This is a genomic window from Rhodosalinus halophilus, assembly GCF_003298775.1.
Taxonomy (GTDB): domain Bacteria; phylum Pseudomonadota; class Alphaproteobacteria; order Rhodobacterales; family Rhodobacteraceae; genus Rhodosalinus; species Rhodosalinus halophilus.
Genome location: NZ_QNTQ01000014.1, coordinates 73563 through 86625, shown reverse-complemented (window position 1 = coordinate 86625; position 13063 = coordinate 73563). Strand labels below are relative to the sequence as shown.

Here is a 13063-nt window from a genome sequence, read left to right as displayed (position 1 = left end):
GGAGGAGCGCCGCCATGCACGGCATGATGATGCACCGGCCGCTGGCCATCATCGACATCCTGAAGTTCGCCGCCGAAAGCCATCGCACGGGCGAGATCGTCTCGCGACGGGTGGAGGGCGACCTGCACCGTTACACCTACCCGCAGGCCTACGCCCGCGCCGCGCAGTTGGCGCACGGGCTGAAGGCGCTGGGCGTGGGCGACGCGGACCGGGTGGCGACGCTTGCCTGGAACGGCTACCGGCATTTCGAGCTCTATTACGCCGTCTCCGGCATGGGCGCGGTCTGTCACACGATCAACCCGCGCCTGCCGGCCGAGCAGCTGGCCTATATCGCGCATCATGCCGAGGACCGGCTGCTGTTTCTCGACCTGACCTTCGTGCCGCTGATCGAGAAGATCGCGGGCGAATTGCCGGAAGGCCTGCGCTATGTCGTGATGACCGACCGCGCGCACATGCCGGAAAGCGCGCTCGACCTGATCTGCTACGAGGACCTGCTGGAGGGGCAGCCCGAGGACTACGACTGGCCCGAGCTCGACGAGAATGCGGCCGCCGCGCTCTGCTACACCTCGGGCACCACGGGCAATCCGAAGGGCGCGCTCTATTCCCACCGTTCCACGGTGCTGCACGCCTTCTCGGTCGCCGTGGCGCTGGGCGAGGCGCTGCAGGAGGGGCGGCGCATCCTGCCGGTGGTGCCGCTTTTCCACGTCAACGCCTGGGGGCTGCCCTATGCCGCGCCGCTGACCGGCGCGAGCCTGATCTTTCCCGGCCCCGCGCTCGACGGTGCGGCGCTCTTCGACCTGATGGAGGCGGAGGGTGTCTATTCCGCCTGGGGAGTGCCCACCGTCTGGCTGGGACTGCAGGGCGAGATCCGCAAGAGGGGGCGCAACCCCGACGGCTTCGGACATGTCGTGGTCGGCGGCTCGGCCGCGCCGCGCGCGATGATCGAGAGCTTCGAGAAGAGCGGCGTCACCGTCTGCCACGCCTGGGGCATGACAGAGATGAGCCCTGTGGGCACGCAGGGGCATTTGCCCGCGGCGATGACGTCCCTGCCCTTCGAGCGGCAGATGGACGTCAAGCAGAAGCAGGGCCGCCGCATCTTCGGCGTCGAGCTCAAGATCGTCGACGAGGAGGGCCGGCGCCAGCCGCACGACGGTGCCTCGCGCGGCGAGCTCTACGTGCGCGGCAACTCGATCATCTCGGGCTATTACGCGAACCGGGAGGCGACCGAGGCGGCGATGGACGCCGAGGGCTGGTTCGGCACCGGCGACATCGCCACCATCGACGCCGAGGGTTTCCTGACGATCCAGGACCGGGCGAAGGATCTGATCAAGTCGGGCGGCGAGTGGATCAGCTCGCTCGACCTCGAGAACGTGGTGATGAGCCATCCGGGCGTGGCCGCCTGCGCCGTGATCGCGATACCGCACCCGAAGTGGGACGAGCGGCCGTTGCTGATCGTCGTGCCGGAAGAGGGCGAGCGCCCGCCGAAGGAAGAGCTGGACGCGCTGCTCATGGAGCATTTCGCGCGCTGGCAGTTGCCGGACGCGGTGGAGTACATGGAGGCGTTGCCGCTGACGGCCACGGGCAAGGTCTCGAAGCTCACGCTGCGCGACCGCTTCCGCGACTACGTGCTGCCCGATGCCGGCTGATCCGCTGGAGGCGCTGCTCGCGCGGACGGGCGAGGAGATCGGGGTATCCTCGTGGCAGGTCGTGGACCAGAGCCGCATCGACGCCTTCGCCGCGGCCACGGGCGATCACGCCTGGGCGCATGTGGACCCCGGCCGTGCTGCCTCCGGTCCCTTCGGCGGCACCGTGGCGCATGGTCTGCTGACCCTGTCGCTCCTGCCCGCGATGCTCTACGAGCTTGTCCCGGACATGGGGCCCTGGATGGGCGTGAACTACGGCTTCGACCGGGTGCGTTTCGTCGCACCTGTGCTGACAGGCGCGCGGCTGCGCGGGCGGTTCACGCTGCTCCGGGCCGAGCGCGAGACGGAGGAACGGCTTGGGATGGACTGGGAGGTGACGGTGGAGATCGAGGGGAGCGCGCGCCCCGCGGCGGTGGCGGTCTGGCTCAACCGGTTTCTGAGGGCCTGAGCGATGGACGCGCGTTTCGTCGAGGATCCCTATCCGTTCCAGTCCCACCTCGGCTTCGAGTTGACCGAGTGGCGCGCGGGATTCGCGCGATTCGAGCAGCCGGTCGTGGCGCATCTGGGCAATCGGCACGGCAATCTGCACGGCGGCGTGCATGCCACGCTGCTCGACACCGCGATGGGCTATGCCGGCTGCTGGACGGGCGACCCGGACCGTCGGCAGATGGCGCTGACCCTTTCGCTGACGGTGAACTTCCAGGGCCGCTCCGAGGGGCGGCGCCTGATCGCCGAGGCGCGGCTGACGGGCGGCGGGCGGCGCACCTTTTTCGCCGAAGGCGAGGTGCGGGACGAGGACGGCGTGCTGCTGGCCACCGGCAGCGGCGTCTTCCGCTACCGCGATGGCTGAGCGGCTGCTGCGCGGGCGGCTGCTCAGCTTCCGGCGCAAGCCTGCGGGGCCGGAAGACACGGGCGCCTTCGACTACACCGAGGATGGTGCGCTGCTGCTGCAGGACGGGCGGATCGCGGCGCGCGGGGACTTCGCCGAGGTGCAGGCCAAGGCGCCCGAGGCCCCCGTGACGGACCACCGGCCGCATCTGATCCTGCCGGGCTTCATCGACCCGCACATCCACTTTCCCCAGCTACAGGTGGTGGCCTCCTGGGGCGCGGAACTGCTGGACTGGCTGGAAAACTACACCTTCCCGGCCGAAGCCGCCTACGCCGACCCCGCGCATGCGCGGGCAATGGCCGATCCCTTCCTTGACCGGCTGCTCGAGCATGGCACGACCACGGCCGCGGTCTATTGCTCGTCGCACGCCTGCTCGGCCGAGGCGCTCTTCTCTGCGGCGGAGCGGCGGCGGATGCGCCTGATCGCGGGCAAGGTGATGATGGATCGCAACTGCCCCGAAGGCGTGCGCGACACGGCGCAGGCGTCCTACGACGACTCCGAGGCGCTGATCGGTCGCTGGCACGGGCGGGGGCGGCTGGGCTACGCCATTTCGCCGCGCTTCTCGGTGACCTCTACGGCCGCGCAGCTGGCGGCGGCCGGCGCGCTCGCTTCCGAGCACCCGGACTGTCACCGGCAGACGCATATCTCGGAAAACCACGCCGAGATCGCCGCCGTGAAACGGCTCTTTCCCGACGCGCGCGACTATCTGGACACCTACGAGCGCGCTGGGTTGCTGGGGCCGGAAATGCTGCTGGGCCACTGCCTGCACCTGGAGACCCGCGAGATCGCGCGGATCGCCGAGACGGGCAGCCGCGCGGTCTTCTGCCCCACGTCCAACCTGTTCCTCGGCTCGGGGCTTTTCGACCGCGCGGGGCTGGAGCGCGCGGGCGTCGTCACCGCGGTCGCCACCGACATCGGCGGCGGCACCAGCTGGTCGATGCTCGACACGCTGGCCGAGGGCTACAAGGCGCTGGCGCTGCGCGGCGAACGTCTGCACCCCTTCGAGGCCTTCCACTGGGCCACGCGCGGCAACGCCGAGGCGCTGGGTCTGACGGATAGGATCGGGACGCTCGACGAGGGCACCGAGGCCGACCTCGTGGTTCTGGACCCCTTTGCGACACCCGCCATGCGCCTGCGGATGGACCGCGCCGAGACGCTGGCCGAGGAGCTCTTCGTCCTGCAGATCATGGGCGGGCGGGATGCCGTCGCGGCGACCTATGTCGACGGCACTGTGGTCACGTGAGCGGCGCGCCGGACCTAAGAATTTTCGAACGAAAACTCTTCTTCGGTTCCGCGACGCCCCAGGCGATTCATCGTTCGAAAAATCGCCCGCCGCGCCCGCTCACCAGGCGACCGGCATCTTCAGCGGCCCGCGGAAGGCCCAGCCGCCGAAGGGCACCTCGCCGGCGAGCCGAAGGCCCGGCAGCCGCTCGAAGAGCATGGGCAGCGCCACCTCGGCGATCAGCGTGCGGGCGGCCGCAGCACCCGCGCAGAAATGCGGCCCCGCGCCGAAGGCGAGCGAGCGCGTGGTGTATCGGGTGATGTCGTAGCGGTCGGGGTCGGTCCAGACCCGCTCGTCCCGGTTGCCGGAGCCGAACATCAGGAAGGCGCGCGCCTCCGCCTCCACGCGGATGCCGCCCACGGCGTCCTCGCGCGCCACGCGGCGCGGCGACATGCCGATGGGCGAGATCCAGCGCGCGTATTCCTCGAAACCCTGTTCCCAGGTCGCGGCGCCGCGCCGGATCATCTCGAGCTGCCCGGGGTGGGTCATCAGAGCCCAGGCGGCGCCGGCGATGGCATCGCGCGGCTCGTTCTGGCCGCCGGAGATCGCGAGCTTGACGTTGGCACGGGTCTGCGCGTCCGAGAGCCCCGCCTGCAATTGAACCGAGAGCAGCGACGTGTCTGGGGCCGCTTCCAGCACCGGGATCATCGCGTCGATGTGCCGGTCGATTGAGGCGGTGCAGTCGTGGCAGTTGGCCTCCACCTGCGGGTCGCCCGCGTAATTGGCGCAGCCGTCGATCATGCCCTGGCTCACGCGATCCATCTCGGTCCATGTCATGTTGGTGAGGCCGGTGATCGCCTTGAGCGCCTCGCCCGAGACCGGGCGCGCGTAGTCGGCCACCAGGTCCGCCGCGCCCCTGGGCGCGAGGTCGTCGAGGATGCAGGCGGCCGCCGCCTCGAACTGCGCGCGCCAGGTGTCGCGCACGGTGCGGGGGCTCAGCGCGGGGAACGTGGCCTTGCGCTCGGCCCGGTGCGCCGCGCCGTCCTTGCGCATCATGTTCTCGCCCATGAGCTTCGTCATCAGCCCCTCGGGCTGGAAGGACGAGAAGGTCTCGACCCGCTTCTCCTGTTCGAAGATGTCGTCGCGCCGGGTGATCAGCAGCGCGCCCAGTTGCGGCACGCGCACCACCGGCGCGGTGGCGCGCATCCGCGCGAGGTCCGGGTAGGGATCGCGCCAGAAGGCCTGGGTGTCGATGTCGACGACGGGCGCCTCGGCGGCGTCGGCGGTGGCGGTGTCGGGCATGGGCGATCCTCCTCCGCGCGACAGTGTGCCGCGCGCGCCCCCTGCCCGTCCAGCCTCAGCCGCCTGCGGCCACCGGTTCGGCGGTGGGATGCAGGGCCTGCCCCGCGCCGTCGAAGGCGCGCAGCGTGCCCTCTTCCGGCGCGACGGTGATCTCCTGCCCCTCTGCCAGGCGCGCGGTGCCGTGCAGGCGCAGGATCAGCGGCGCATCGTGGCCCTCGGCCACCAGATGCACCAGCATGTCGGCGCCCAGCGCCTCGATCAGCCCCACCTGTCCGCGCAGCCCCGCGCGCGCCAGCGTCAGCGCCTCGGGCCGCACGCCGAGCCAGGCGGCGCCCTGCGGCAGGCGCGCGCCCTGCGCAAGCGCGCGGGCGGCGGGGCTCTCGGCGGGCAGCAGGTTCATCGGCGGCGTGCCGATGAATTCGGCGACGAAGCGGCTGGCGGGCCGGTCGTAAAGCTCCATGGGCGTGCCGATCTGCTCGATCCGGCCGCGGTTCATCAGCACGATCCGGTCGGCGAGCGACATTGCCTCCACCTGGTCGTGGGTGACGTAGATGAAGGTCGAGCGCAGGCGCCGGTGCAGCGCCTTGATCTCGGCCCGAAGCTCGGCGCGCAGCTTGGCGTCGAGGTTCGAGAGCGGCTCGTCGAAGAGAAAGGCCTTGGGATCGCGCACGATGGCGCGGCCCATGGCCACGCGTTGCCGCTGCCCCCCCGAGAGTTGCCGGGGCTTGCGGTCGAGGTAGTCGCCCAGTTGCAGGATGCGCGCGGCCTCTGCGATGCGGCGCGCGATCTCGTCCTTCGGCGTCTTCTGGTTCTTCAGCCCGTAGGACATGTTGGCGCGCACCGACATGTGCGGGTAGAGCGCGTAGTTCTGGAAGACCATGGCGATATCGCGCTCGCCGGGCTCCAGCCGGTTGACCGCCGTGCCGCCGATCCGCACCTCGCCCTCGCTGACCGCCTCCAGCCCCGCGATCATGCGCAGGATGGTGGACTTGCCGCAGCCAGAGGGCCCCACCAGCACGATGAATTCGCCGTCCGCGATGGTCAGGTCCACCCCTTCGACGGCGCGCACACCGCCCTGATAGGTCTTGCCGAGGCCCTTGAGGTCAACTGTCGCCATTTCTCACTTCTCGCTTTCGACAAGGCCCTTCACGAAGAGCTTCTGCATCGCCAGCACGACGAGCACGGGCGGGATCAGCGCAAGGATCGCGGTGCCCATGATGTAGTGCCACACGGGCAGCTGCTCGCCCGAGTTGGCCATGCGCTGGATGCCCATGACCACCGTGTAGAGCCGTTCTTCGGTGGTCACGATCAGCGGCCAGAGATACTGGTTCCAGCCGTAGATGAAGAGGATGATGAAGAGCGCCGCGATGTTGGTGCGCGACAAGGGCAGCAGGATGTCGCGGAAGAACTTCATCGGCCCCGCCCCGTCGATGCGCGCGGCCTCCACCAGCTCGTCCGGGATCGTCAGGAAGAACTGCCGGAAGAGGAAGGTCGCCGTCGCCGAGGCGATGAGCGGCACGATCAGCCCGTGATAGCTGTTGAGCATGTCGAGCCGCGTGATCACGTCGAAGGTGGGCAGGATGCGCACCTCCACCGGCAGCATGAGCGTGATGAAGATCATCCAGAAAAAGCCCATGCGGAACGGGAAGCGGAAATAGACGATCGCGTAGGCCGCGATCAGCGAGATCGCGATTTTCCCTATGGTGATGCCCAGCGCCATGATCAGGCTGTTGAGCATCATCAGCCCCACGGGCACGCCGCCCGCCTCGGGCAGCCCGCCGGTCAGCAGGTCGCGGTAGTTCTGAAAGCCCTGGTCGCCGAACCACAGCGGAATGGGCGCCTTCGACAGCGCTTCGGGCCCGTGGGTGGAGGCCACCAGCGCCATCCAGACCGGGAAGCACAGGAAGACCACGCCCGCGATCAGCACGGCATGGGTGAGAAAGGTGGATACGGGGCGGTTCTCGACCATCAGTAGTTCACCCGGCGTTCGACATAGCGGAACTGCACCACCGTCAGCGCGATCACGAGGCCCATCAGGATCACCGACTGCGCGGCCGAGGAACCATAGTCCTGCCCCACGAAGCCGGTCTGATAGACCCGCAGCACGAGGATCGAGGTTGCGTCGGCCGGTCCGCCCTGGGTGGTGGCGTGGATCAGGCTGAAGGTGTCGAAGAAGGCGTAGACAAGATTGATCACCAGCAGGAAGAAGGTGGTGGGCGAGAGCAGCGGAAAGGTGATCGTCCAGAACCTGCGCCAGGGGCCTGCGCGGTCGATCGCCGCGGCCTCCAGCATCGACTTGGGGATCGACTGGAGGCCTGCGAGGAAGAACAGGAAGTTGTAGCTGATCTGCTTCCAGGCGGCGGCGATGGTCACCATCAGCAGCGCCTGATCGCCGTTCTGGTAGTGGTTCCACTCGTAGCCCGCGAGGTCGAGCCAGTAGGCGACGATCCCCAGCGTGGGATTCATCAGGAAGAACCAGATCACGCCGGCCAGCGCGGGCGCCACGGCATAGGGCCAGATGATGAAGGTGCGGTAGGTCAGCGCGGCCTGCAGCACCCGGTTGGCGGCGACAGCCAGCACCAGCGCGATGGACATGGCAAGCGCGGTGACGCCCAGCCCGAAGACCAGCGTGGTGCGGAAGCTCTTGAGATAGCCCGCGTCGTTGAAGAGCCGCGCGTAGTTCTCGAAGGCCACGAATTCACGCGCGAAGCCGAAGGCGTCCTCGATGAAGAAGGAGCTCTCGATCGCGCGCAGCGCGGGCCAGAAGAAGAAGATCAGCGTGATCGCGATCTGCGGCGCGAGCAGGACATAGGGCAGCCATTTCGAGCGGAAGACGACGCGCTTCATGCAGTCTCCGGGCAAAGGGGCGCCCGGCCCCCGCGGCGGGGGCCGGGCCGTGACAGGTCAGCGGCTCAGCTGTTCGACTGCTCGAAGCGGCGCAGCAGGTCGTTGCCGCGCTCGACGGCGGCGTCGAGTGCCTCCTGCGCGGTCTTGTCGCCCGACCAGACCGCTTCCAGCTCCTCGTTGATCACGTCGCGGATCTGCACGAAGCTGCCGAAGCGCAGCCCGCGGCTGTTCTCGGTGGGTTCGTTCAGCGTGAGCTGGGTGATCGCCACGTCGGTGCCCGGGTTCTCCTCGAAGAAGCCGCGCTCTTCCATCAGCTCGGCCGCGGCCAGGGTGATCGGCACGTAGCCGGTGGCCTGCGCCCAGTCGGCCTGCTGCTCGGTGCCCGACAGGAAGTCGAGGAACTGCGCGGTGCAGGCGTATTCGGCGTCGTCCTCGTGGCCCCGCAGAACCCAGAGCGTCGCGCCGCCGATGATCGAGTTCTGCGGCTCGTCAGCGACGGAGGTGTCGAGCGGCATCTGCACCTGCGTGAACTCGAAGTCCTGGATGTCGGCCACGAAGCCGCCGTAGTAGGCCGACGAGTTGATCCACATCGCCGCCTCGCCGTTGACGAACTGCGGGCGCGAGTCGCCGCGGCGGCCGCCGTAGGAGAAGAGGCCCTCTTCGGCCATCTCGGCGAGCCGCTCGATATGCCCGACGACATGCTCGTTGTTGATCGTGAGCTCGGTGCCGAGGCCGGCGAAGCCGTTCTGCATGGTGCCGATCGGCAGGTCGTGCCAGGCCGAGAAGTTCTCGATCATCGTCCAGCTCTGCCAGCCCATGCCGAAGGGCGCGGGCACGCCGGCCTCTTTCAGCGCGCGCGACGCCTCGACCACGCCGTCCCAGGTGGTCGGCACCTCGAGGCCGTTCTCCTCGAAGAGGTCGAGGTTGACCCACATCACCGGGGTCGAGGAGTTGAAGGGCAGCGAGAGCAGGTTGCCCTCGGTGTCCGAGTAGTAGGAGATCACGCCAGGCAGGTAGTCGGCCTCGTCGAATTCGATGCCCTGATCCTCCATCAGCTGGTGGACCGGGTAGACGGCGCCGCGGTCGGCGGCCGACATCATGGTGGCGGTGCCCACCTCGAAGACCTGCACGATATGCGGCTGCTCGCCCGCGCGGAAGGCGGCGATCGCCTGCGTCATCGTCTCGGTGTAGTTGCCCTTGTAGATCGAGTTGACCTGGCAGGCGTCCTGCGTCGCGTTGAACTCGGTGGCGAAGGCATCCGTGCGCTCGCCCAGCTGGCCGCCCATCGCGTGCCAGAAGTTCACCTCGGCCCGCTCCTGCGCGAGCGCGGGGGTGATGGCGGTGCTGCCCAGAAGGGCCGCCGCGAGAATCGTCTTGGTCTGCATGTCTGGTCTCCCCTGTGCCCGCGGCGCGTCGCCGTGCGGGCGTGTCCGGTTCCGGGACGGCGCGCGGCATCCGCGCTCCCGGCGGCGGGGGTAGTGGCGTTCCATGACAGTTGGGTGAACGTTGTGTGACAGGCAAGCGAAAGCCGGCGAACACGACCGCGCGTCAATCGCGCAGGCCGGACCAGGGTCAGTCGCGGATCTCATCCGCGGCGACGCCCCAGAGCCCGGCCTTGCGGGCCCAGCCGCGGTAGCCACCCGCCGTCAGGCGGCACCAGTCCGCCCGACAATCCCCCAGCCGCGCGATCACCCCCGCCTCGAGCAGCGCGGTGGCCGGCGCGCGGGCGTCCGGGCGGGCGCGCAACGGCAGGCGATCTTCCTCCACAAGCACCGTGCGCACGCCGGAGAGCAGCGAATAATGCACCCAGCCGCCCGCGCCCTCGCGGTCCTGCACCCGTCGCCAATGGCCATGCTCTGCGGTGATGCGCAGCGGCATGTCGCGGCGCACGAAAACCCAGTCTATGCGATGGGTGAGCGAGGGGCCGCGCCGCACGTTGGCCTCGGACGCCTTGAGCGAGACGTAGCGCGGCAGCGGCAGGTTGGTAACAGGCCCCCGCTCCTCCGCGGCGGCGGGAAGGGCGATCAGAAGACCGAGCGCCAGACCGGCCCGGCAAAGGATGCGGCGCATGGGGTTCACTGTCTCGACAGCCTCGGGTCGCCTTTCGCGCGGCGGGGTTCTTGTGCCCCGGCCTCTTGCCGGGCACTGTGCCACCACCGCCCCGGAGAGGGAAGCAGGAGGAGGGATCAGATGGCATCGGAGCGCCCGACTGTGGTCGTGACGCGACGCCTGCCCGAGCCGGTGGAGGCGCGGATGGGCGAACTCTTCGACGTGCGGCTGCGCGAGGACGACACGCCCATGTCGCGCGAGGCACTGGCGCAGGCGATGCGCGATGCCGACGTGCTGGTGCCCACGATCACCGACCGGATCGACGCAGGGCTCATCGCCCAGGCCGGCCCGCGGCTGCGGCTGATCGCCAACTACGGCGCGGGCGTCGATCACATCGACGTCGAGACGGCGCGCCAGCGCGGCATTCTCGTGTCGAACACGCCGGGCGTGATGACCGATGACACCGCCGACATGGCGATGGCGCTGATCCTCGCCGTCACACGCCGCATCCCCGAAGGGCTGGCGGCGATGCAGTCGGGCGAATGGCAGGGCTGGGCGCCCACCGCCTTTCTCGGCGGGCGGCTCGCGGGGCGACGGCTGGGCATCCTCGGGATGGGCCGGATCGGTCAGGCGGTGGCGCGCCGCGCCCGCGCCTTCGGCTGCCAGGTGCATTACCACAACCGCCGCCAGCTGCGCCGCGAGATCGAGGAGGAGCTCGGCGCGCGCTACTGGGAGAGCCTCGACCAGATGGTCGCGCGGGTCGATATCCTGTCGATCAACTGCCCGCACACGCCCTCGACCTTCCATTTGATGAACGCGCGGCGGCTCAAGCTGATGAAGCCCGAGGCCGTGATCGTGAACACCTCGCGCGGCGAGGTGATCGACGAGAACGCGCTCACCCGGATGCTGCGCGCGGGCGAGATCGCGGGCGCGGGCCTCGACGTCTACGAGCACGGCACCGGCGTGAACCCGCGCCTGCGCGAACTGAAGAACGTGGTCCTTCTGCCGCATATGGGCTCGGCCACCCGCGAGGGACGCATCGAGATGGGCGAGAAGGTGATCCTCAACGTCAAGACCTTCGCAGACGGCCACCGCCCGCCCGATCAGGTGGTGCCGGCGATGCTCTGACCCGGCGACCCGACCCGTCACCTGTCGTCCGGGCCGTAGGGTGCGTGCTCTGCACGCACCCGCCACAGAGGCGCACCGGGCGGGAGAGCCCCGGACGCTCGCGCCCCGACTGGCGGGGCAGCAGGCGACAGCGGAGAGAGGGGTTGCCAGGATTGCTGTTGAAAATCGCGGAGGATGTCATGACACGAACGCTTTCGGCGCTGCTGCTCGCACTCTGGGCCACCGCCGCGCCCGCGCAGGACGCGGCCGATGCCGTCGCCCCGGAGGCCGCCACGGAGACGGGCTTCGCCGCCGTCTCGCCAGAGATCTCCGCGGCGCTCGCGGCGAAGGAGGCGGGGCGCCCGGTCGCGGCGAGCGACTGGATGGTGGCGGCGGCCAATCCGCTCGCCGTCTCGGCGGGCGCCGAAGTGCTGCGCATGGGCGGCACCGCGGCGGACGCGATGGTGGCGGTGCAGGCGGTGCTGGGCCTCGTCGAGCCACAGAGTTCGGGCCTTGGCGGCGGCGCCTTCCTCGTCTGGCACGACGGCGCGACCGGCGAGGTCACCACGCTCGACGGGCGCGAGACCGCGCCGCTCAACGCCGCGCCAACCCTGTTCCTCGACGAGGCGGGCGATCCGCTGGGCTTTTTCGAGGCCGTCGTCGGCGGCCGGTCGGTCGGCACGCCGGGCACGCCCGCGCTGATGGAGGCCGCGCACCGGCGCTGGGGGCGGCTGGCCTGGGCGCCGCTCCTCGACCCCGCGATCCGGCTGGCCGAGGACGGCTTCGCCGTCTCGGCGCGTATGGCGGCGCTGGTTGCGGCCGACGCCGAGCGGCTGGGGCGCTTTCAGTCCACGCGCGACTATTTCCTGCCCGGCGGCACGCCGCTCGCCGAAGGTGACGTGCTGCGCAATCAACCTTACGCCGACACGCTGCGGCGGATGCAGGCCGGGGGCGCGGAGGCGATCTATACCGGCCCCATCGCGGCCGACATCGTCGAGACGGTGCAGACCGCACCGGGCAATCCCGGCCTTCTGACCGAGATGGATCTGGCGCTCTACGAGGTACGCGAGCGCCCGGCCGTCTGCGCCCCCTATCGCGGGCACGAGGTCTGCGGGATGGGGCCGCCCTCGTCCGGCGGGCTGACGGTGGGCCAGATCCTGGGGATGCTGGAAAGCTTCGACCTGGCCGCGATGGGGCCGGAGCGCGCCGAGGCCTGGCGGCTGATCGGCGACGCCTCGCGCCTCGCCTTCGCGGACCGCGGCCGCTACATGGCCGACAGCGATTTCGTCCCCGTCCCCGCCGAGGGACTCCTGGACCCCGACTATCTGCGCGCGCGGGCGCAGCTCTTCGCCACGCCGCCGGCCCTGCCCGACGACCGCGTGGCGCCGGGCGACCCGGACTACGACCACGCGCTCGACTGGGGCGAGGGCTGGTCGCCCGAGCGGCCCTCGACCTCGCACATCTCGATCCTCGACCGCTACGGCAACGCGCTGTCGATGACCACGACCATCGAGAACGCCTTCGGCGCGCGGCTGATGGTGCGCGGCTTCCTGCTCAACAACGAGCTCACCGACTTCTCCTTCCGCACCCATGCCGAGGGGCGGCCCATCGCCAATGCGGTGGCGCCGGGCAAGCGGCCGCGGTCCTCGATGGCGCCCACCATCGTGCTGCGCGACGGCGCGCCGGTGCTGGTGGTGGGCAGCCCCGGCGGCAGCCGGATCATCGGCTATGTGGCGAAGACCGTGATCGCGCATCTCGACTGGGGCATGGACGTGCAGCAGGCGGTGGCCCTGCCCCACCTGGTGAACCGCTTCGGCCCCTATGACGTGGAGGCAGGCGCGGGGCTGGACGACCTGGCCGGAGAGCTCGAGGCGCTGGGCTACGAGGTCAACCTGCGCGACCTGAACTCCGGCCTGCACGCGATCTCGGCCGGGGCGGAGGGCCTGCGCGGCGGCGCCGATCCGCGGCGCGAGGGCATCGCGCTTGGAGAGTGAGGCGCGAAGA

The 13063-nt window shown here is 69.9% G+C and carries 12 protein-coding genes; 6 read left to right on the top strand and 6 right to left on the bottom strand.

Going from position 1 to position 13063, the window contains the following annotated elements:
• The first annotated feature begins 14 nt into the window (after positions 1-14).
• From DRV85_RS14400 to guaD, 4 genes are read left to right on the top strand one after another with little or no spacing between them, the layout of a single operon-like run.
• Entirely contained in the window at positions 15-1646 is a 1632-nt protein-coding gene (locus DRV85_RS14400; protein ID WP_113290178.1) for a long-chain-fatty-acid--CoA ligase, read from the top strand.
• Complete coding sequence (locus DRV85_RS14395) at positions 1636-2091, top strand: MaoC family dehydratase (protein ID WP_113290177.1); 456 nt, start codon at positions 1636-1638, stop codon at positions 2089-2091. Before DRV85_RS14400 ends, DRV85_RS14395 begins: the two co-directional genes overlap by 11 nt.
• Positions 2092-2094: 3 nt before the next feature.
• A complete protein-coding gene (locus DRV85_RS14390) occupies positions 2095-2493 on the top strand; it encodes a PaaI family thioesterase (protein ID WP_113290176.1) in 399 nt (132 codons plus the stop codon).
• A complete protein-coding gene (gene guaD, locus DRV85_RS14385) occupies positions 2486-3775 on the top strand; it encodes a guanine deaminase (RefSeq protein ID WP_113290175.1) in 1290 nt (429 codons plus the stop codon). Before DRV85_RS14390 ends, guaD begins: the two co-directional genes overlap by 8 nt.
• A gap of 99 nt (positions 3776-3874) precedes the next feature.
• On the opposite strand, the gene DRV85_RS14380 is transcribed toward guaD, so the two are convergent.
• From DRV85_RS14380 to DRV85_RS14355, 6 genes are all read right to left on the bottom strand, one after another.
• Positions 3875-5056, bottom strand: coding sequence for a cytochrome P450 (locus tag DRV85_RS14380; protein WP_113290174.1), 1182 nt, complete (start codon positions 5054-5056; stop codon positions 3875-3877).
• A 55-nt stretch (positions 5057-5111) separates the two neighbouring features.
• Positions 5112-6173 (bottom strand): ABC transporter ATP-binding protein, encoded by a 1062-nt coding sequence (locus tag DRV85_RS14375; protein WP_113290173.1) that lies wholly within the window; start codon positions 6171-6173, stop codon positions 5112-5114.
• A gap of 3 nt (positions 6174-6176) precedes the next feature.
• Positions 6177-7025, bottom strand: a complete 849-nt coding sequence (gene ugpE / locus DRV85_RS14370) for a sn-glycerol-3-phosphate ABC transporter permease UgpE (RefSeq protein ID WP_113290172.1) — start codon at positions 7023-7025, stop codon at positions 6177-6179.
• On the bottom strand, positions 7025-7903 hold the full coding sequence (ugpA, locus tag DRV85_RS14365; RefSeq protein WP_113290171.1) for a sn-glycerol-3-phosphate ABC transporter permease UgpA: 879 nt from the start codon (positions 7901-7903) through the stop codon (positions 7025-7027). Before ugpA ends, ugpE begins: the two co-directional genes overlap by 1 nt.
• A 65-nt stretch (positions 7904-7968) precedes the next feature.
• The gene (ugpB, locus tag DRV85_RS14360) at positions 7969-9288 is read right to left on the bottom strand and encodes a sn-glycerol-3-phosphate ABC transporter substrate-binding protein UgpB (RefSeq protein ID WP_113290170.1); all 1320 of its coding nucleotides are present in this window, start codon (positions 9286-9288) and stop codon (positions 7969-7971) included.
• 187 nt (positions 9289-9475) lie between these two features.
• Entirely contained in the window at positions 9476-9973 is a 498-nt protein-coding gene (locus tag DRV85_RS14355) for an SH3 domain-containing protein (RefSeq protein ID WP_113290169.1), read from the bottom strand.
• Positions 9974-10093: 120 nt separating this feature from the next.
• Here DRV85_RS14355 and DRV85_RS14350 point away from each other — a divergent pair, with 120 nt between their 5' ends.
• Positions 10094-11080, top strand: coding sequence for a 2-hydroxyacid dehydrogenase (locus tag DRV85_RS14350; protein ID WP_113290168.1), 987 nt, complete (start codon positions 10094-10096; stop codon positions 11078-11080).
• Between the two features lie 179 nt (positions 11081-11259).
• A complete protein-coding gene (ggt, locus tag DRV85_RS14345) occupies positions 11260-13053 on the top strand; it encodes a gamma-glutamyltransferase (protein ID WP_113290241.1) in 1794 nt (597 codons plus the stop codon).
• The last annotated feature ends 10 nt before the right edge of the window (positions 13054-13063 follow it).